We start from the raw sequence: 19,396 nt of genomic DNA, 5'->3' as shown, positions 1-19,396 counted from the left end.
AATATTCTTTTTATGATTAGGTTATGTTATGGTTTCGCCCATTTGTTAATCCCATAATAATTGGAGCCCATGAATGGAAGCCTTTCATAATTTAATCAATCTAATTAACGAGCCACTGTGGAATATCGTTATTATCACCCTATTAGGTACTGGACTTTATTTCACCCTCTCACTTTTCTTCGTTCAAATCCGTTTGTTGCCACAAAGTATTCGAGAAATGCTAGGCGGCAGAAGTGTTGAACGTAAACATGCAATCACCCCATTCCAAGCCTTTGTTACTGGTTTAGCTAGTCGTGTTGGTGTTGGTAATATCGCTGGTGTATCCATTGCCATTACAATGGGAGGACCAGGTGCAGTATTCTGGATGTGGGTAACCGCTTTATTAGGAATGAGTAGTGCTTTTGCCGAATCTTCACTTGCCCAATTATTTAAAGTCAAAGATTTAGCAGGGCATTTCCGTGGTGGTCCTGCTTATTACATTACTGCTGGATTAAAACAACGCTGGTTCGGTTGGCTATTCGCTATTTCACTTATTGCTACCTATGGTTTTGTTTTTAATGCTGTACAATCCAATACCATTGCCGAAGCCAGTAATGGGGCTTGGGGATTTTCTCCACAAGCAGTTGGTGTCGCACTAGTAATCCTTACTGCACCAATGATCTTCGGGGGTATTCGTAGAATTTCTCGCATTGCAGAAGTATTAGTTCCATTAATGGCATTACTATATATTGGCATGGCTATCTATATCTTATGTGCCAATATCAGTATGTTACCTGCAACCATTAATTTAATTCTCTCATCTGCTTTCAATTTTGACGCTGCTGCTGGAGGTTTCTTTGGAGCAGTATTCTCACAAGCAATGATGTACGGAATTAAACGTGGTCTTTACTCTAATGAAGCAGGTATGGGATCTGCACCAAATGCTGCAGCTACCGCAGATGTAAAACACCCTGTTAGCCAAGGTTTAATCCAAATGTTAGGTGTTTTTGTTGATACCATTATTATCTGTACAGCAACTGCAGTGATTGTCTTGCTTTCAGGTGAGTCAATTAATTCTGGTGTTACTGGTGCCCAACTTACTCAACTCGCGATTGAACATCAAGTTGGTGCTTGGGGGAAAGATTTCCTTGCGATTGTACTCTTTATGTTTGCCTTCTCAACCATCATTGGTAACTATGCTTATGCCGAAGGAAATATCCAATTTATTAAAAACAACCCAACCGTGATTATGATTTTCCGTATGGCGGTATTAGCCATGGTCTATTTTGGTGCGGTACAAAAAATGGCGCTCGTTTGGGATATGGCGGATACCTTTATGGGAATTATGGCGATGATTAACTTAATTGCTATTTTGTTACTCTCTCCATTAGTTTGGTTACTCTTAAAAGATTACCAATCTCAACTCAAAACGACCAAAGAACCTGAATTTAAAGTGGAAAAATATCCTGAACTAGCTGCTAAAGTTAAACCAAACATTTGGCGTTAATCTTTATTACAAACAAAAACGGTAACCTCATCTTTGAAGTTACCGTTTTTATTACCTTATAAACGTAAACTATGCTTGAGCGATAATTCCTTTATGCCGCAACAAAGCATCTAACTTCGGTTCCCGTCCTCTAAAACGTTTGAACAGTTCCATTGGCTCTTCTGAACCACCTTGTGTCAGAATATTATCTAAGAAAGATTTTCCTGTTTCAGCATTAAAAATTCCCTCCTCTTCAAAACGAGAGAACGCATCAGATGACAACACTTCTGCCCACAAATAACTATAATATCCCGCAGCATAACCACCAGCAAAAATATGACTAAAGCTATGTGGTGTTCTGACCCATGTTGGTGTTTTGATCACGGCAACATCTTGTTTCACTTCCGCAGAAATAGTTGTAACTTGATCACTCTTACTTGGATCAAATTCATAATGCAGACGGAAATCAAACAAACCAAACTCTAGTTGACGTAAAATAAACATCGCTGCTTGGAAGTTCTTCGCTTTAATTAATTGTGTTAACTTCTCTTTTGGCAGGGCTTCGCCTGTTTGATAATGACTTGAAATAAATTGTAAGGCTTCTTCTTCCCAACACCAATTTTCCATAAATTGACTTGGTAATTCGACAGCATCCCATGGTACGCCATTAATACCTGATACATCACCTGTTTCAATCTTAGTCAACATATGATGAATACCATGTCCAAATTCGTGGAATAATGTTGTTACTTCATCATGGGTAAACAATGCAGGTTTATCGCCAATCGGACGATTAAAATTACAAACTAAATAAGCCACTGGCTTTTGTAACGAACCATCTATCTTACGCTTGCGACTAATACAATCGTCCATCCAAGCACCACCACGTTTATGTTCACGAGCGTATAAATCCAAATAAAAACTTCCTCTAACTTCATTCTTTTCATCGATTAAGTCAAAGAAACGTACTTCTGGATCGTAAGTATCTACATCAAAACGTTCGACAGCTTTAATCTTGAAAATTCGTGCAACCACTTCAAACAATCCTGCCAATACGCGATTTTCTGGGAAATATGAGCGTAATTCTTCATCATTAATCGCAAATAACGCTTGTTTTTGCTTTTCACTATAAAAAGCAATATCCCATGCGGCAAGTTCATCAATACCAAAATGTTGTTTACAGAACTGTTTTAGATCTGCAACTTCTTTTTCTCCTTGTGCTTTAGAACGATCTGCTAAATTTTGCAAGAAATCTAATACTTGACGTGGACTTTCTGCCATTTTTGTCGCAAGTGATAAATCTGCATAGGTTGCAAAACCTAATAATTTCGCTAATTCATAACGTAAAGTCAGAATTTCTTGCATAATTGCCGAGTTATCCCATTTCCCTGCATTCGGACCTTGATCTGATGCTCGAGTCGTAAATGCACGGTACATTTCTTCACGCAATGCACGATTTTCACAATATGTCATAACAGGTAAATAACTTGGAAACTCTAACGTAAAGCGATAACCTTCAAGTCCTTTACTTTCTGCTGAGGCTTTTGCGGCTTGCAAGGCACTTTCTGGTAATCCGACTAATTCATTTACATCAGTAATTACCTTTTCCCATCCCATGGTTGCATCTAAAACATTATTACTAAATTGGGAATTCAATTCAGATAAACGAGTCACAATTTCTGCATAACGTTGTTGTTGCTCTGCTGGCAAAGAGATACCAGATAATTCAAAATCACGCAGACTATTTTCAATCGCTTTCTTTTGATCTTTTGCCAATGTAGCGAATTCGGCACTGTTTTTTAATTGTAAATAGGCTTGATATAATCCTTGATGTTGTCCAACCCACGTACTGTATTCTGACAATAATGGTAAACAGGCTTGATAAACTTCCCTTAGTTCTGGACTATTTTTGACTGCATTTAGGTGTGAAACAGGCGACCAAGCCTTACTTAACTTATCATTGACTTCTGCAAGTGGAAGATAAAAATTTTTCCATGTAAATGTAGTTTGTTTTAAGACTTGTTCAACGGTATCACGGCATTGTTGGATTAATTGAGTAATGGCTGGTTGAATATGTTCTAATTTGATTTTTGAAAATTCTGGTAATCCTTGCGGATCAAGTAATGGATTCGACATAATAATTATCCTTTTTTATAAAAAAACACGCCCCTAGTTATTGGGGATAAGCATTAGATTTCAAGAGTATTATCTTAAGAATTTTCTATTACTCCTCATTTTTATATCATAATGCAGAGAAATGAAATTTCCTTTTCAAATTGTGCCAATATTGCGTAGAATATTGATTACATTTCACTCATCCTACACAGAATTATGAATAAATCGATCAAAGTTGAACAATTAGAGAACCAAATCAGGGAACGTTATGACAGTTTAAGTAAACGCTTAAAGCAGGTCGCTAAATATATTTTAGATAATCCAAATAGCGTTGTATTTGATACCGTAGCTGTTATCGCTGAACGAGCAGAAGTTCCGCCATCAACCTTAATCCGCTTTGCAAATGTGTTTGATTTCAGTGGTTTTAATGAAATGAAGCAAGTCTTTAAAGAAAGTTTGATGGAATCAACAGCTGATTATAAAGAACGTGCCGAATTGTTTCATAAGATGGATGCAGACCATACTGAACAAAATAGCCCTGAAAATATTCTAGCGGTGTTCTCTCATGCGAATGCTACCGCATTAACTCAACTAGCAACTAACATTGATATTAAACAACTCAACGATGCAGTGAAATTGTTAGATAAAGCCAACAATATTTTTATTATTGGATTGAAACGTTCTTACAGCATTGCTTGTTATTTAAATTATGCTCTGCATCACCTCAATCGCCGTTCTTATATTATTGATGGTCTTGGAGGAATGTTTGAAGAACAGTTAAATCTGATTAAACCTGGTGATGTAGTCGTAGCAATCAGTTTTGCACCTTATGCAAAAGAAACACTGAATATTTTGGATTCCGTGGCACAAGCTGGTGTTAAACAAATCGCTATTACAGATAGCCAACTTAGTCCATTAGTGAGTTTTAGCGATATCGCTTTTGTGATTAAAGAAGCGCATATCAATGGTTTCCGTTCACAATGTTCAACGATGAATTTGGTTCAGAGCCTTGCAATTTCCTTAGCTTTCCAACAAGAAGAAAACTTACAATAATTCATAAAAAAATAACCTAACCAATTACTGGTTAGGTTATACGTTTACTCTTCTACTTAAAAAAGCCTATTTAACCACGATACTTCTTCCAAAGATGGATTAAGCGACGATATTTCTCTGAAACTGCACTAACCAATGCTTGATCATCTAACTCATTAGCTAACCATTGTGCAGAAGGTTCGCCAAAAATTGTTCTTCCAACAGCAAAACCTTTTACCATTGGTGCTAATGCAGCCTCTTTAAACGTTGCATCAAATACGCTTTCTGGTGCATCTAAACCTAAAATCAAGATACCTCGACAATATTTATCATTTGCATTGATTACTGCAGTAAGTTGTTGCCAAGTAATAGATGTCATTCCTGGTAATTTCCACCAATCTGGTTTAATACCCAACTGATAGATATGGCGAACAATATCTAAATAATAAGTTTCATTTTGCTCCATATCTTTTGGCAAAATAACCTCTAACAATAGCTCATGTCCAGTTCGACAACACGCTTGATACACCTCTAATAATTTATGGTCTTGGCGTTGTTTAATGCTTTCATTGTCATTTGGGTGATAGAAAGTTAAACATTTTACAACGTGTTCTTTCGGCCATGAAATTAATTGACTACCTAAATCCCCATGTTCAAGCTCTAGTGGACGTGAACCTGGTTTTTCAATAGGACGACCAATCCACCATTTTTTCCCTGTGATCGCATTCAACGCATCTTGCCCATAGGTAGTATCGGCTAAAATACCTGCTTGACCTTGGTAAATGCCTTCTTCTTTTGCTGTTTGTTCAGCAGCTTGTAACAATAACTGTTTAAGTTTTGGAATCCGTTTAACATCAGCCCCGCACTTCGCAGCCATATCTTCTAGCTGCATCCGATGGTCAAAGGCAAAAATACAGAGATTTTCCCAATCTTGTTTACGGGTAGTAACACGATGTAAATGATTTAAGGTTTCATCTAAATCAGGACGAGGAACCGATTCGGCACGAGAGAGATAGTCATCTAGCTCAGCTTTAGTTGGCATCGCTGGTGCACAACCATGGCGAGAAACGACTAATGCACCACAAGCATTCGCATAACGGCACGCTTGCTCCCAACCTTCACCGTTTACATAACCACGCAATAAGCCCGACATAAAGGCATCACCTGCCCCTAAGACATTTAATACGGCAACCCGCACTCCATAAACATTTAATCCGCCATCAAGATCATCTGGAATAGCTCCCTCAAAGACCGAACAACCTAAAGCACCTCGTTTACAGACTAATGTTGCTTGTGTGAATTTACGTACATTTTTTAATGCGGTTAAAGTATCGGTTGAACCTCCTGCGATATGAAACTCCTCTTCTGTACCAACCAATACATCAAAATGGTGTAGCACTTCTTGTAAAGACTTAGTTACTGCTGCAGAATCAATATAGCGAGTTTCCCCATCACCTAACGACGTTAATCCCCACAACACAGGACGATAATCAATATCTAATAAACGCTTCGTACCATTACGCCCTGCATATTCCAATGCCGTTAACACCGCATGGCGAGTTTTTGGGTGAGATAAGTGTGTACCTGTAATCGCTAATGCTTTAGCTGAAGCAATATAGTCTTCACTAAAATCCTCTGCGGTAATTGCCATATCCGCACAGTTATCACGGTAGAAAATCAGTGGGAAGGTTTCTGTATCTTTAATACCTAAAATAACAAGCGCAGTTAAACGTTCTTTATCCGTAATCAAATGGCTAGTATCGACACCTACACTTTGTAATTCTTCACGCAAGAAACGCCCCATATGTTCATCACCAACTCGTGCTAACATAGAAGACTTTAAACCTTGAATAGCTGTTCCATAAGCTACATTACCAGATGAGCCACCTAAATATTTAGAAAAGCTACTTACATCTTCTAAACGAGAACCTATTTGTTGTGAGTATAAATCCACTGCAACACGCCCTAAACAAATGACATCTAATGTTTTAGACATTTCCTGCCTCCTAAAATCAGTTTTAATTCACATTCAAAGAAAATAAAAAATCTATCGATTTTAATTTTAGAATAAAAATTTCAATTTTCCACCTATTATGCTCTATTTTGCGATAAAGATCGCAAAATTTTTTCTTACAAACCATAAAAAATTTTTTTCTCTACCCAACAGAATAAGTTAACTGAACAATTAATCCTCATTTTTTAGTAAAAATTTTTAAAATAGTTGATCTACTTCTCAAAAATGAAATTTATATTTCATATTTCATTTTATTGAAAAATTTTTTGAGTAAAATAGATGCCAATCAAGAGTAATTGATCCGATTTATTAAAAGGAGAAAGCAATGAAAACTCAACGTCTCACTGTTGCTCAAGCACTCGTCAAATTTCTTGATAATCAATATATTGAAGTTGACGGTAAAGTAACAAAATTCGTTAAAGGTATCTTTGGCATTTTTGGTCATGGGAATGTATTAGGTTTAGGCCAAGCATTAGAACAAGACAGTGGTGATTTAATTGTTCATCAAGGACGAAATGAACAAGGAATGGCACATATCGCAACTGGCTTTGCCAAACAAAAGCTCAGAAAACAAATTTATGCGTGTACTTCTTCCGTAGGTCCAGGTGCAGCAAATATGATCACTGCTGCCGCAACCGCAACAGCAAACCGTATTCCACTATTATTATTACCAGGTGATGTATTCGCTACTCGTCAACCAGATCCTGTATTGCAACAAATTGAACAACCTTATGATTTAAGCATCAGTACTAACGATGCATTCCGTGCTGTAAGTAAATATTGGGATCGTGTAACTCGTCCTGAACAATTAATGAGTGCGTGTATCAATGCAATGCGTGTTTTAACTGATCCAGCTGAAACTGGTGCCGTTACTATTGCATTACCACAAGATGTACAAGCAGAGGCGTATGATTATCCTGACTATTTCTTTGCCAAACGTATTCATAGAGTAGAAAGAACGCCTGCTACCGAAGCAATGCTTACCCAAGCTGTTGAATTAATTAAAAGTAAGAAAAAACCATTAATTATTTGTGGGGGCGGTGTTCGTTATTCTGAAGCAGCACAACAACTCAAAGCATTTGCTGAAGCCTATCAAATTCCATTTGCCGAAACGCAAGCAGGCAAAAGTGCGATTGTGGCAGATCACCCATTAAATGTAGGTGGTGTTGGTGAAACTGGCTGCTTAGCAGCAAATTTACTTGCTAAAGATGCTGATTTAGTGATTGGTATTGGTACACGTTATACCGATTTCACCACTTCCTCTAAATGGATTTTCCAAAATGAAGAAGTTGACTATCTCAATATCAATGTAGCACGTTTTGACGCTTATAAACTTGATGGCGTACAAATGACTGCTGACGCAAAAACGGCACTCCAACAGTTACAACCTCTACTTGTTGGCTATCAAGCACAATGGGGTGAACAAGTTACCGCAGCTAAACAACAAATGGCAGAAGAGTTACATCGGGTTGCACACGTTACTTACGCAGAAAACTTTGTGCCTGAAGTCAATGATGCATTACCTAATCGCAACAAAATTTTTGATGAATTTATCAAATTAACAGGTTCTTGCTTAACACAAAGCCGTGTACTTGGCATTTTAAATCAACAACTTGGTGAAAATGACATCATTGTGGCTGCCGCAGGTAGTTTACCAGGCGACTTACAACGTGTATGGCAAGCAAAAGGGGAGAACACTTACCATCTTGAATATGGCTACTCTTGTATGGGATATGAAATTGCCGCCTCTTTAGGGGCAAAATTGGCAGAACCAAACAAAGAAGTTTATACCTTACTCGGTGATGGCTCTTACCTCATGTTACACACTGAATTAGTGACTGCCGTACAAGAACACAAAAAAATTAATGTTGTGCTCTTCGACAATATGACCAATGGTTGTATCAATAATTTACAAGTTGGACACGGTATGGACAGTTTCTGTACTGAATTTCGTTTCAGAAATCCAGCCACCAATAAACTAGATGCTGGCTTCATTCCGATTGATTTTGCTATGAATGCGGCAAGTTATGGTTGTAAAACTTATACCGTTCGCAATGAAGATGAATTACTCGCTGCTTTAGCTGATGCTAAAACACAAACTGTTCCAACATTAATTGATGTAAAAGTTTTACCTAAAACGATGGTTCACGGTTATGGCAGTTGGTGGCACGTTGGGGTAGCAGAAGTTTCTAGCAAAGAACGTATTCGTCAAGCCTATGCTCACTCACAAGTACGCATCAATGAAGCAAGACGTTATTAATATTTACTCATTTTTCCTTTAGGAGATATTTATGAAATCTGAAAATGTAAAACTCGGTATTGCCCCTATCGGCTGGACCAACGACGATCTTCCAGAATTAGGGAGCGAAAATACATTTGAACAATGTGTGAGTGAAATGGCACTTGCTGGCTATCAAGGTTGTGAAGTAGGCAATAAATATCCTCGTGATATTGCAGTATTAAAGCATAAACTTGATGTTCGTGGCATCCAAATTTGTAATGCGTGGTTTAGTACATTCTTTGTTGATGGTAAAAAAGAAGAAACTATTCAAGGATTTATTCAACATCGTGATTTCTTACACGCAATGGGAGCAAAAGTTATCGGTTGTTCAGAACAAAGTCGTAGTATTCAAGGACAAGCAAAATCTATTTTCAAAGAAAAAACTGTCTTTACTGAAGCAGAATGGCAACTACTAGCAGAAGGCTATAACGAATTAGCCAAATTAGCTGCTGAAAAAGGAATGAAAGTTTGTTTACACCACCATATGGGTACTGGTATTCAAACCCCAGCTGAAATTGATAAATATATGGAAATCACCAATGATGATGTTTATCTCCTCTTCGACTCTGGCCATATCTATTATTCTGAAGGTAGCCAACAAGCTATGTTAGCGGTACTGGAAAAATATGTTGATCGTATTGTTCATGTGCATTTAAAAGATGTGCGTGATGAAGTAGTTGCAGAAGTAAAAGCAAACGATCTCAGTTTCTTAGAGGGGGTGAAAAAAGGAACCTTTACTGTACCTGGAGATGGTGTTATTGATTTCAAACCAATTTTTGACATTCTCGAAAAACATAATTACAAAGGCTGGATGGTCGTCGAAGCAGAACAAGATCCTGCATTAGCTAATCCATTTGAGTATGCCGTTAAAGGTCGTAAATATATTAAAGATGTAGCTGGAATTTAAGGAGTTTTAAAATGATTAAAGTGGGTATTATTGGTGCAGGTCGTATCGGTCGTGTACATTCAGAAAGTATCAGTAAATATGTGAAAGGAGCAGAAATTAAAGCCATTTCAGATATTAAAGTTACAGAAGAACTACAAAGTTGGGCGGCTAGTATGGGTATCCCAAATGTTTACGATGATTATCGTAAAATTCTGCAAGATCCAGAAATTGACGCAGTATTAGTGTGTTCCTCAACCAATACACACGCCCCTATTTCGATTGAAGCCGCACAAGCAGGCAAACATATCTTCTGTGAAAAACCAATTGATCCAAATAAAGATAAGATCCGTGAAGTACTTGATGTTGTTGCCAAAGCAGGCGTTAAATTCCAAGTTGGTTTTAACCGTCGTTTCGATCATAACTTTAAAGCGATTAAAGATCGTGTTGTAGCTGGCGATATTGGCGAACCACATTTAATTCGTGTTACCTCTCGTGATCCAGACGCACCACCTATTGAATATGTAAAAGTATCTGGCGGTTTATTCTTTGATATGACAATTCACGATTTCGATATGATCCGTTATTTATCTGGTAGCGAAGTAGTGGAAGTCTATGCGGCTGGTGGCGTATTAGTGAACCCTGAAATTGGTAAAGCAGGCGATATTGATACAGCAGTGATTACCTTAAAACTTGCAAACGGTGCGATTGGTGTGATCGATAATAGTCGTAAAGCAGTTTATGGTTATGACCAACGTGCTGAAGTATTTGGCTCAAAAGGTGCGGTACAAACTCGCAACGATACTGATTCAACCGCTGTTTATTCTTGCGAAGCTGGCGTGATTGCAGAAAAACCAAAATATTTCTTCCTTGAGCGTTATATGCAATCATTTGCTGATGAAATTAAATGCTTCGTAGATTCAATCGTTAATGATAAACCAACACTAGTAAACGGCAATGATGGTTTACAACCAGTGTTAATCGCTTTAGCTGCGAAAAAATCATTAGATGAAGGTCGTCCAGTTAAAATTAGCGAAGTCGCTTAATTGACTTTATGTAGTAAAAATCCCCGAAAAATCGGGGATTTTTTGTTGAAAGAACTACACCGAAAATGGATATTTAATCGCTGGGTGGCATTGATAATTATGTACTTTAAAATCATCTAATGTTACCCAAGTTTCTAGATCTTCTAACGTTTTAATGTCTGGATTGATTTCTAATTGTGGCAATGGCAACGGTTCACGTTTTAATTGCACATTCTGCATCAGATCTAATTGATCTTCATAAATATGCGCATTAATAATTTTATGGAACGCTAGCCCTGGTTTATTCCCTGTAATTTGTGCAACAAGTGCTAATAAAGTGAAAACTTGAATCTGATTAAATGTTAAGCCTAACGGTACATCACAAGAACGTTGATAACTGGTGAGATAAAGCGTATCACCCAATAAAGAAAAAGTATGGGTATGCATACAAGGTCGCAGACAACCTAACTCAATTTCACCTGGATTATAGAAAGTCAGAATCTCACCACGATCATCAATTTTTTGACTTAGATTATGGATAATCTTCTTTAACTGATCGACTGTTTCACCATTGGGCTTACGCCATTGTCTGCCTTGTACACCATATACACGCCCCATATCATCTTCGCCTTGACGGTTTGGATTCGCTAACCAAGCGGCATTCTCATTGGCATTAGCATCCCATGTTTTTGTCCCTAAACGACGAAAATCTGCTGCATTACTATAACCTCGTAGATAACCTAATAATTCAGCAATCGCCGCTTTCCAAAAACTCTTACGTGTCGTGATTAACGGGAATTGATTATTTGCCACATCATAAGTTAAATCAGCATTAATCACCGTTAAACAACGTTTCCCTGTACGCTTATTTTCCACCCAAACGCCTTCATTAATAATACGTTGGCACAAATCGAGATATGCTTTCATCATTGTTTTCCTTGTCGTTGATAGGCAAACCAAATTAAACCAAATCCAATCAAAATCATTGGTGTCGATAAAATTTGTCCCATTGAAATTTCATGACCGAAATAGAGTCCGAGTTGTGGATCAGGTTCACGGAAAAATTCGACAATAAAGCGGAATAATCCGTAACAGAATAAAAATAAGCCAGAAACAGAACCTATTGGACGAGCTTTACGAATAAAAAGATTTAAAATAATAAACAGTGCAACACCTTCTAAACAGGCTTCATAGAGTTGGGAAGGATGGCGTGGCAAATAACCTCCTGACGGAAATAATACAGCCCAAGGCACATCAGTTACACGTCCCCATAACTCATCATTGATAAAGTTACCAATTCGCCCCATTCCTAAACCAAATGGAATCAACGGTGCGACAAAATCAGCTACTGCAAAGAATTGACGTTTCTGACTACGTGCAGTAAGCCACATTGAAATAATGACACCAAGTAAACCACCATGAAAAGACATTCCGCCTTCCCAAACTCGGAATAAATAGGCTGGATCGCTTAAAAAGAGATCAAATTGATAAAACAGTACATACCCAATTCGTCCACCTAAAAACACGCCTAAAAAGCCGTTAAAAAGTAGGTTATCAAATTGATCGACTGTCCAACCACTATTAGGTTGTTTAACTCGACGAATCCCTAACCAACGAGCAAACAGAAAACCAATTAGATACATTAAGCCATACCAGCGTAATGCAATAGGTCCAAGAGAAAATATAACAGGATCAAATTGAGGATAAGTTAAAAACTCACTAGCCATACCATTCCTTTTTTATTATTTTTTTATTTAATAAACATATCGATCGCAATACCAATCAATAATAACGCAAAATAACGTTTTAAAATTGGCACTGGCAGTTTATTGGTTGTACTCGCGCCTAGCTTTGAAGTAAAAAAAGAGGTTAATGTAATCCCAACAACTGCAGGTAAATAAACATAACCTAATGAAAAATCAGGCATATTAGGTGTATTCCAGCCACCAACAATAAAACTGAACATACCTGATAATCCCAACAACATTCCACAAAATGCAGATGAGCCTATTGCTTTTTTCATATCAATACCGCGTGAATTCAAGAATGGCACAATAAAACCGCCACCACCGATACCAGCGGCACTAGATGCTATTCCAATGAGAATTCCACCAACCACTGATGCTGTTTTGGTTAGCGTTTTTGTGACCTCTTTTGGACGAATTGATAACACCATTTTGGCCGCTAAATAAACCACTAAACAAGCAAACACCTTACTTGTAATTGCCTTATCTAACTTGCCAATAAATAGACCTGAGATAAAGACCGAAATCATAATAACTGGTGCTAAGATTTTAATGGCATCCCATACAATATTACCTAATTTATGGTGACGTTGTGCAGAGGAAAATCCTGTAATCACAATGGTAGCAAATGAAGTTCCTAATGCCGAAGACATTACCAACTCACTAGGTACGCCTGCCATTGGCAGTAAATAAACTAAAACGGGGACAATAATTAGTCCCCCACCAATGCCAAATAAACCTGCAAGAAAACCAACTATTGCGCCCACAACTAGGCAAATTAGAAAAAATGTTAACATTTTTAACCCCTTGTTTTATGTACTGGACGCTTTTGGTATTTAGTTGAAGCTGATTTTTTTTCGATATAAGTTCGTCTATTTTCATTATTTGAACCAGTTGAACTTATCATTTCTTTTTCACTAAATAAAACAGAGGCAAATTCCTTCATCACTTTACGATATACATCTCGCTTAAAGGAAACAACTTGTCGTACTGGATACCAAAAACTGACCCAGCGCCAACCATCAAATTCTGGCGATACACTTGTATTAACATTGATTTTACTTTCTGGACTGGTGAGTTGTAACAGAAACCAACGCTGTTTCTGTCCAATACAGACAGGTCTAGAATCAAAACGAATTAGACGTTTAGGTAATTTATAACGCAACCACTGCTTTGAACTATAAATAATTTTTACATCATTTTGGGTCAAGCCAACCTCTTCATACAGCTCACGATACATTGCTTGTTCAGGCGTTTCACGTGGGTTAATTCCCCCTTGTGGAAATTGCCAAGAATTTTGATTGTAACGTTTTGCCCAAAAGACTTGCCCCTTCTGGTTACAAATAACAATACCGACGTTAGGACGATAACCGTCGAAATCGATCACTATCGACAACCTTAAATATTAAACTTTTGTTGATAAATATGATGGTGATTTTTCCATAATATTGTTTTTTTCTCAAGTTTCGCATAGATGTCAAGATGATTCTCTAGACATAACAATAATGAGTCTCTAATCTGATTTCTCTTAAAATTTATGCTACCATTGAGCCGTATTGCTGTTTATACAAGGAAATCTCAATGCCTCAATTCACAGTTAAATCTTGCATAAAAACGATGTTTACAAATTGTAAGCAGTGCTTAACTGTGCATTATAAAAAGTTATTAAAGGTTTTTATCTCTCTATGTTGTTTAGGTGCAGTAATCCTTGTTTCAGTCGATATGGGAATCAGTTTCTGGGTGCGTGATCGCATCTATCAAGATATTAATCAACTCCCCTATCGTCCTTATGGATTAGTATTAGGAACAGCAAAATATTTCAAAAACAATACTTTAAATCTTTTTTATTACAATCGTCTGTCTGCCGCAGAACAATTAGTCAAACATCATAAAGTTGATTATTTATTGCTTAGTGGTGACAACCGTACTATGCAATATAATGAGCCACAACGAATGTTTAAAGATTTACTCAAAATGGGTGTTCCTTCGCAAACAATGTATTTTGATTACGCTGGATTCCGTACTTTAGACTCGATTATTCGTGCCGATAAAGTCTTCAATGTGCAATCTTTAACCATTATTACGCAACGTTTCCATTGTGAAAGGGCACTATTTATTGCAAAACACTACAATCTTGATGCTATTTGTTTTGAAGCAGACTACCCTGAAGGGTATCCAATGGTGAGAATCCGTGAGTTTTTTGCCAGAGTACAAGCTGTCTTGGATATTATCTTAGGCAAACAACCTTATTTCCTTGGTAAACCAGAACCATTGCCCCCACCAATTTTACCGCCTTATAACGAATAAATACTAGATTTAGCTATTGTTATCCGTGCCAGAAAAAACGATAATAGCCCCCTTATTTTTAGGTGATAGGACAATGATTAGTTATATTCTGTTAATTATTAGCACAGCATTAATCAATAACTTTGTGCTAGTGAAATTCCTAGGGCTATGCCCATTTATGGGAGTTTCTAAAAAAGTAGATACGGCAGTGGGAATGGGGTTAGCAACAACATTTGTTTTAACTGTTGCTTCACTCGTTGCTTACCTTGTTGATCATTATATTTTATTACCACTCAACGCTATCTATTTGCGTACTCTTGTATTTATTTTAGTAATTGCCGTAGTTGTACAATTCACTGAAATGGTTATTAATAAAACGAGTCCAACACTTTATCGCCTATTAGGTATTTTTTTACCGCTAATTACAACAAATTGTGCCGTACTCGGTGTGGCACTACTCAATGTCAATTTAGCGCATAATTTTAGTCAATCTGTGATTTATGGTTTTGGTGCTGCCTTAGGTTTTTCATTAGTACTCGTATTATTTGCAGCGATGCGTGAACGTATTGAAGCTGCAGATGTACCATTTCCATTTCGAGGTGCTTCTATTGCCTTAATTACAGCGGGTTTAATGTCTGTTGCCTTTATGGGATTCAGTGGATTAGTGAGAGTCTAATGTCTTGGTTGTTATCGCTATCACCCTATACTTTAATCTTATTTAGTGTTGCTTTATTGGCACTAATTTTCGGTGCTATTTTAGGATTTTCATCGATTAAATTGAAAGTCGAATCTGATCCTATCGTTGATAAAATCGATGCTTTACTACCACAAAGTCAATGTGGTCAATGTGGTTACCCTGGTTGTCGTCCTTATGCAGAGGCCATCTCGAATGGTGATGTGATTACTAAATGTGTGCCTGGTGGGCAGCCATTAGTAGAAAAATTAGCTGATTTACTCGGTGTTGAAGCACCACAAGGTGTTTTTGACGAAGAGCCAGTGGTAAAAGTGGCTTTTATTCATGAAGATATGTGTATCGGTTGCACTAAATGTATTCAAGCCTGTCCAGTAGATGCCATTATTGGTGCAAATAAAGCATTACATACTGTTATTCCTGATCTCTGTACAGGGTGCGAACTCTGTGTTGCACCTTGCCCGACAGATTGTATTACGATGGAAAAAGTTGAACCAACCATTGATTCTTGGAATTGGAAATATGATCAAAATTTAATTATTCCAATCGTCGAAGTACAAAACAGCCCTGATGCAAAAGAGATGAAAAATTAGGAAAGTCGAAATGTTAGATGATGTATTAACCCGAATTAAACAGAATCGATTGTGGGATTTTCCTGGCGGTATTCATCCACCAGAAATGAAGCAACAATCAAATGGCAGTAAACTTTCGACATTAAAACATCCAGATACTTATTACATTCCACTAAAACAACACGCTGGGAATGCTGGGCAATTATTAGTGCAAGTTGGCGATTATGTATTAAAAGGACAGCCTTTAACACAAGGTGAAGATTTCCGTACTTTACCTGTTCACGCACCAACATCAGGGACAATCACAGCGATTGGCGATTATGCCTCATCTCACCCCTCTGGTTTAAATGAGCCAACGATTACTTTACAGGCTGATGGCAAAGATCAATGGCGTGAGCGTCAACCACTAGATGATTTTCTAACTGTTCCGCCAGAACAATTAATCAAAAAAATCCATCAAGCAGGTATTGCTGGCTTAGGAGGTGCAGTATTTCCAACCGCTTCTAAGATCGCTAGTGCTGAAAATAAAGTCAAATTGTTGATCATCAATGGTGCAGAATGTGAACCTTATATTACTTGCGATGACCGTTTAATGCGTGATCGCAGTCTTGATATTGTCGAAGGGATTCGTATTTTGCGTTATATCTTACGGCCTGAAAAAGTTATTTTAGCGATTGAAGATAATAAGCCTGAAGCAGTACAAGCGATGCAGCACGCATTATCTGGTGCAAATGATATTGAAATTCGTGTGATACCAACAAAATATCCTTCTGGTGCAGCGAAACAACTGATTCAAGTTTTAACAGGATTAGAAGTACCAAATAATGGGCGTTCTTCACAAATTGGCGTGTTAATGAATAATGTGGCGACGGCTTATGCTGTTAAAAAAGCAATTATCAATGATGAACCTTTAATCAAACGTGTCGTTACCTTAACTGGCGATAAAATTCCACAACCAAAGAATGTTTGGGCAAGAATTGGTACACCAATTTATCATCTCTTGCACGAAGCTGGATATCAATATGATGAGCGTTTCCCTGTGTTTATGGGAGGCCCAATGATGGGATTTATCCTGCCAAATTTAAATTCGCCAGTTACCAAAGTAACTAACTGCTTAATTGCTCCTGATCATTTTGAGTATCAACCCCCGCCAGCAGAACGAAATTGTATTCGTTGTTCTGCTTGTTCAGATCACTGTCCATTAAAATTGATGCCACAACAACTTTACTGGTTTGCGCGTAGTGAAGATCATAAAAAGTCGGAAGAATATAATCTAAAAGATTGTATTGAGTGTGGTATTTGTGCCTATGTATGCCCAAGCAATATTCCATTAATTCAATACTTCCGCCAAGAAAAGGCAAAAATTGCTGAATTAGCACTAAAAGCCAAATTAGCTGATGAAGCAAAACAACGCTTTGAAGCTAAACAAGCTAGAATGGAACGAGAAAAACAAGAACGAGATCGCCATACCCAACAAGCCGCTGAAGCTCGTCGTGCCGAAATGGCGAAACAACAAGGTGTTGATCCTGTTCAAGCCGCATTAGAACGCATTCGTCAGAAACAAGCTGAAAATGCAGTAGATAGCAAACCAACAATTAAGACCATTACAGGCGAACACGGTGAAATTTTACCAGACAATAGCGATATTATGGCAGCGAGAAAGGCTCGCCGTTTAGCAAAACAAACTCAAGTAGCCGATCAAAGTGAAAATAATACTGCAACTGATAAACAAGCCGCTATCGCTGCTGCGATTGCTCGTGCGAAAGCAAAAAAAGCACAACAACAGGCAGAGAGTGAAACAACTTCTGCTCCATTAGTGGCAACCACTGCAGAAATAGAAAAAACGGAAACAGATCCTCGCAAAGCTGCTATCGCTGCTGCGATTGCTCGTGCGAAAGCAAAAAAAGCACAACAACAGGCAGAGAGTGAAACAACTTCTGCTCCATTAGTGGCAACCACTGCAGAAATAGAAAAAACGGAAACAGATCCTCGCAAAGCCGCTATCGCTGCTGCGATTGCTCGTGCGAAAGCGAAAAAAGCACAACAGCAGGCAGAGAGTGAAACAACTTCTGCTCCGTTAGTAGCAACCACTGCAGAAACAGAAAAAACAGAAACAGAAAAAACAGAAACAGATCCTCGCAAAGCCGCTATCGCTGCTGCGATTGCTCGTGCGAAAGCGAAAAAAGCCGAACGAGAGGGAAAAATAGATAATGTTTAGAATAGCCAGTTCACCACACGTTCATTCCACCAGTTTAACGACGAAAGTGATGCTTTGGGTTATCATTGCAATGATCCCAGCTATTATTGTGCAAACCTACTATTTTGGCTTCGGAACACTAATCCAAATTGCCTTAGCTGTCAGTTTTGCAATATTACTTGAATGGGGGGTTACAAAATTACGTGGTAAACGCCATTGGCAGGATTTATCCGATTTAAGTGTCGTATTAACGGCTTTAATTTTAGCTGTCGCCATTCCACCTTATGCACCTTATTGGTTGATTTTGCTTGGGATCTTCTGTGCAGTAATTTTAGGAAAACACGTTTATGGTGGACTAGGGCAGAATCCATTTAATCCTGCGATGGTTGGTTATGCCATCTTATTAGTATCATTTCCAGCTCAAATGACAGCTTGGGCATTACCAAACCATTTATTGCTAGAACCAACGAGTTTGCGTGATGCGTATCTTTTGATTTTCCATGGCGTAAGTAGTGATGGTTATAATTTACATCAACTCACCTCTACGATTGATGGCGTAACACAAGCTACGCCATTAGACAGTGTGAAAACAGGAATCAAAAATCATCTTGAATTAACACAGATCGCTACTTCACCAATATTCCAACATACAGATTGGCAACAACACCTCACAGTCCCAATGGGGATTGGCTGGTGGCAAGTAAATTTAGCGTTCTTACTTGGTGGGCTTTTTTTAATTTGGAAAAAGATTATTCACTGGCAAATTCCAACCGCACTATTAGTCACCTTAACATTATTTAGCACCGCTACTTGGTTATTTGCACCAGCAACTTTCCCTTCACCATTATGGCAATTATTCTCTGGTGCAACCATGTTTGGAGCATTCTTTATTGCAACCGATCCAGTCACGGCATCAATCACGCCAAAAGGGAAACTCTATTTTGGTGTATTAGTCGGGATCTTACTTTATGTAATTCGTTTTTATGGTGGTTATCCAGATGGTGTTGCATTTGCTGTCTTGCTCAGTAATATTTGCGTCCCATTAATTGATCACTATACTCGACCTCGTCTATACGGTCGTTAAGGAGAA

At 38.0% G+C, this 19,396-nt stretch carries 16 protein-coding genes; 10 read left to right on the top strand and 6 right to left on the bottom strand.

Annotated features, from left to right (window positions below; genetic code table 11):
* Positions 1–73 precede the first annotated feature (73 nt).
* A complete protein-coding gene (locus ACFFHT_RS01995) occupies positions 74–1,486 on the top strand; it encodes an alanine/glycine:cation symporter family protein (protein WP_382372962.1) in 1,413 nt (470 codons plus the stop codon).
* A 69-nt stretch (positions 1,487–1,555) separates the two neighbouring features.
* Here ACFFHT_RS01995 and prlC read toward each other — a convergent pair whose 3' ends face one another.
* Positions 1,556–3,601 (bottom strand): oligopeptidase A, encoded by a 2,046-nt coding sequence (prlC, locus tag ACFFHT_RS01990; protein ID WP_382372961.1) that lies wholly within the window; start codon positions 3,599–3,601, stop codon positions 1,556–1,558.
* A gap of 195 nt (positions 3,602–3,796) precedes the next feature.
* On the opposite strand from prlC, the gene ACFFHT_RS01985 reads away from it, so the two are divergent.
* Positions 3,797–4,633, top strand: coding sequence for a MurR/RpiR family transcriptional regulator (locus tag ACFFHT_RS01985; RefSeq protein ID WP_382372959.1), 837 nt, complete (start codon positions 3,797–3,799; stop codon positions 4,631–4,633).
* A 70-nt stretch (positions 4,634–4,703) separates the two neighbouring features.
* On the opposite strand, the gene ACFFHT_RS01980 is transcribed toward ACFFHT_RS01985, so the two are convergent.
* A complete protein-coding gene (locus tag ACFFHT_RS01980) occupies positions 4,704–6,608 on the bottom strand; it encodes a bifunctional 5-dehydro-2-deoxygluconokinase/5-dehydro-2-deoxyphosphogluconate aldolase (RefSeq protein WP_382372957.1) in 1,905 nt (634 codons plus the stop codon).
* A gap of 343 nt (positions 6,609–6,951) precedes the next feature.
* On the opposite strand from ACFFHT_RS01980, the gene iolD reads away from it, so the two are divergent.
* From iolD to iolG, 3 genes are read left to right on the top strand one after another with little or no spacing between them, the layout of a single operon-like run.
* Positions 6,952–8,886 carry a 3D-(3,5/4)-trihydroxycyclohexane-1,2-dione acylhydrolase (decyclizing) gene (gene iolD / locus ACFFHT_RS01975; protein ID WP_382372955.1) on the top strand — a complete coding sequence of 645 codons (1,935 nt, stop codon included), beginning with the start codon at positions 6,952–6,954 and terminating at the stop codon, positions 8,884–8,886.
* Between the two features lie 31 nt (positions 8,887–8,917).
* Positions 8,918–9,814, top strand: coding sequence for a myo-inosose-2 dehydratase (iolE, locus tag ACFFHT_RS01970; RefSeq protein ID WP_382372953.1), 897 nt, complete (start codon positions 8,918–8,920; stop codon positions 9,812–9,814).
* 11 nt (positions 9,815–9,825) lie between these two features.
* The gene (gene iolG / locus ACFFHT_RS01965; protein ID WP_065239325.1) at positions 9,826–10,836 is read left to right on the top strand and encodes an inositol 2-dehydrogenase; all 1,011 of its coding nucleotides are present in this window, start codon (positions 9,826–9,828) and stop codon (positions 10,834–10,836) included.
* Positions 10,837–10,890: 54 nt separating this feature from the next.
* Here iolG and ACFFHT_RS01960 read toward each other — a convergent pair whose 3' ends face one another.
* From ACFFHT_RS01960 to rppH, 4 genes are read right to left on the bottom strand one after another with little or no spacing between them, the layout of a single operon-like run.
* The gene (locus ACFFHT_RS01960) at positions 10,891–11,742 is read right to left on the bottom strand and encodes a thymidylate synthase (RefSeq protein ID WP_382372988.1); all 852 of its coding nucleotides are present in this window, start codon (positions 11,740–11,742) and stop codon (positions 10,891–10,893) included.
* Entirely contained in the window at positions 11,742–12,542 is an 801-nt protein-coding gene (lgt, locus tag ACFFHT_RS01955; protein WP_382372951.1) for a prolipoprotein diacylglyceryl transferase, read from the bottom strand. Before lgt ends, ACFFHT_RS01960 begins: the two co-directional genes overlap by 1 nt.
* 23 nt (positions 12,543–12,565) lie before the next feature.
* Entirely contained in the window at positions 12,566–13,357 is a 792-nt protein-coding gene (locus tag ACFFHT_RS01950; RefSeq protein ID WP_382372949.1) for a sulfite exporter TauE/SafE family protein, read from the bottom strand.
* A gap of 2 nt (positions 13,358–13,359) precedes the next feature.
* On the bottom strand, positions 13,360–13,947 hold the full coding sequence (rppH, locus tag ACFFHT_RS01945; RefSeq protein ID WP_382372947.1) for an RNA pyrophosphohydrolase: 588 nt from the start codon (positions 13,945–13,947) through the stop codon (positions 13,360–13,362).
* A 230-nt stretch (positions 13,948–14,177) separates the two neighbouring features.
* Here rppH and ACFFHT_RS01940 point away from each other — a divergent pair, with 230 nt between their 5' ends.
* From ACFFHT_RS01940 to rsxD, 5 genes are all read left to right on the top strand, one after another.
* Complete coding sequence (locus tag ACFFHT_RS01940; RefSeq protein ID WP_382372986.1) at positions 14,178–14,867, top strand: SanA/YdcF family protein; 690 nt, start codon at positions 14,178–14,180, stop codon at positions 14,865–14,867.
* 73 nt (positions 14,868–14,940) lie between these two features.
* Positions 14,941–15,522: an electron transport complex subunit RsxA gene (rsxA, locus tag ACFFHT_RS01935; protein WP_382372945.1), complete on the top strand. Its 582-nt coding sequence runs from the start codon at positions 14,941–14,943 to the stop codon at positions 15,520–15,522.
* On the top strand, positions 15,522–16,130 hold the full coding sequence (rsxB, locus tag ACFFHT_RS01930; protein ID WP_382372943.1) for an electron transport complex subunit RsxB: 609 nt from the start codon (positions 15,522–15,524) through the stop codon (positions 16,128–16,130). Before rsxA ends, rsxB begins: the two co-directional genes overlap by 1 nt.
* Positions 16,131–16,140: 10 nt before the next feature.
* Entirely contained in the window at positions 16,141–18,327 is a 2,187-nt protein-coding gene (rsxC, locus tag ACFFHT_RS01925) for an electron transport complex subunit RsxC (RefSeq protein WP_382372941.1), read from the top strand.
* A complete protein-coding gene (gene rsxD / locus ACFFHT_RS01920; protein WP_382372939.1) occupies positions 18,320–19,390 on the top strand; it encodes an electron transport complex subunit RsxD in 1,071 nt (356 codons plus the stop codon). Before rsxC ends, rsxD begins: the two co-directional genes overlap by 8 nt.
* The last annotated feature ends 6 nt before the right edge of the window (positions 19,391–19,396 follow it).

The organism is Gallibacterium melopsittaci (genome assembly GCF_042433085.1).
Classification (GTDB): Bacteria; Pseudomonadota; Gammaproteobacteria; order Enterobacterales; family Pasteurellaceae; genus Gallibacterium; species Gallibacterium melopsittaci.
This window is presented reverse-complemented; position numbering and strand designations above follow the sequence as displayed.

Bases quoted from the DNA above. Each gene is read 5' to 3' on its own strand.
- ACFFHT_RS01940 (WP_382372986.1), top strand. From the start codon at position 14,178: ATGTTTACAAATTGTAAGCAGTGCTTAACTGTGCATTATAAAAAGTTA.
- iolG (WP_065239325.1), top strand. From the start codon at position 9,826: ATGATTAAAGTGGGTATTATTGGTGCAGGTCGTATCGGTCGTGTACAT.
- ACFFHT_RS01995 (WP_382372962.1), top strand. From the start codon at position 74: ATGGAAGCCTTTCATAATTTAATCAATCTAATTAACGAGCCACTGTGG.
- ACFFHT_RS01960 (WP_382372988.1), bottom strand. From the start codon at position 11,742: ATGAAAGCATATCTCGATTTGTGCCAACGTATTATTAATGAAGGCGTT.
- ACFFHT_RS01980 (WP_382372957.1), bottom strand. From the start codon at position 6,608: ATGTCTAAAACATTAGATGTCATTTGTTTAGGGCGTGTTGCAGTGGAT.
- rsxC (WP_382372941.1), top strand. From the start codon at position 16,141: ATGTTAGATGATGTATTAACCCGAATTAAACAGAATCGATTGTGGGAT.
- ACFFHT_RS01985 (WP_382372959.1), top strand. From the start codon at position 3,797: ATGAATAAATCGATCAAAGTTGAACAATTAGAGAACCAAATCAGGGAA.
- rsxB (WP_382372943.1), top strand. From the start codon at position 15,522: ATGTCTTGGTTGTTATCGCTATCACCCTATACTTTAATCTTATTTAGT.
- rsxA (WP_382372945.1), top strand. From the start codon at position 14,941: ATGATTAGTTATATTCTGTTAATTATTAGCACAGCATTAATCAATAAC.
- prlC (WP_382372961.1), bottom strand. From the start codon at position 3,601: ATGTCGAATCCATTACTTGATCCGCAAGGATTACCAGAATTTTCAAAA.
- iolD (WP_382372955.1), top strand. From the start codon at position 6,952: ATGAAAACTCAACGTCTCACTGTTGCTCAAGCACTCGTCAAATTTCTT.
- rsxD (WP_382372939.1), top strand. From the start codon at position 18,320: ATGTTTAGAATAGCCAGTTCACCACACGTTCATTCCACCAGTTTAACG.
- ACFFHT_RS01950 (WP_382372949.1), bottom strand. From the start codon at position 13,357: ATGTTAACATTTTTTCTAATTTGCCTAGTTGTGGGCGCAATAGTTGGT.
- iolE (WP_382372953.1), top strand. From the start codon at position 8,918: ATGAAATCTGAAAATGTAAAACTCGGTATTGCCCCTATCGGCTGGACC.
- lgt (WP_382372951.1), bottom strand. From the start codon at position 12,542: ATGGCTAGTGAGTTTTTAACTTATCCTCAATTTGATCCTGTTATATTT.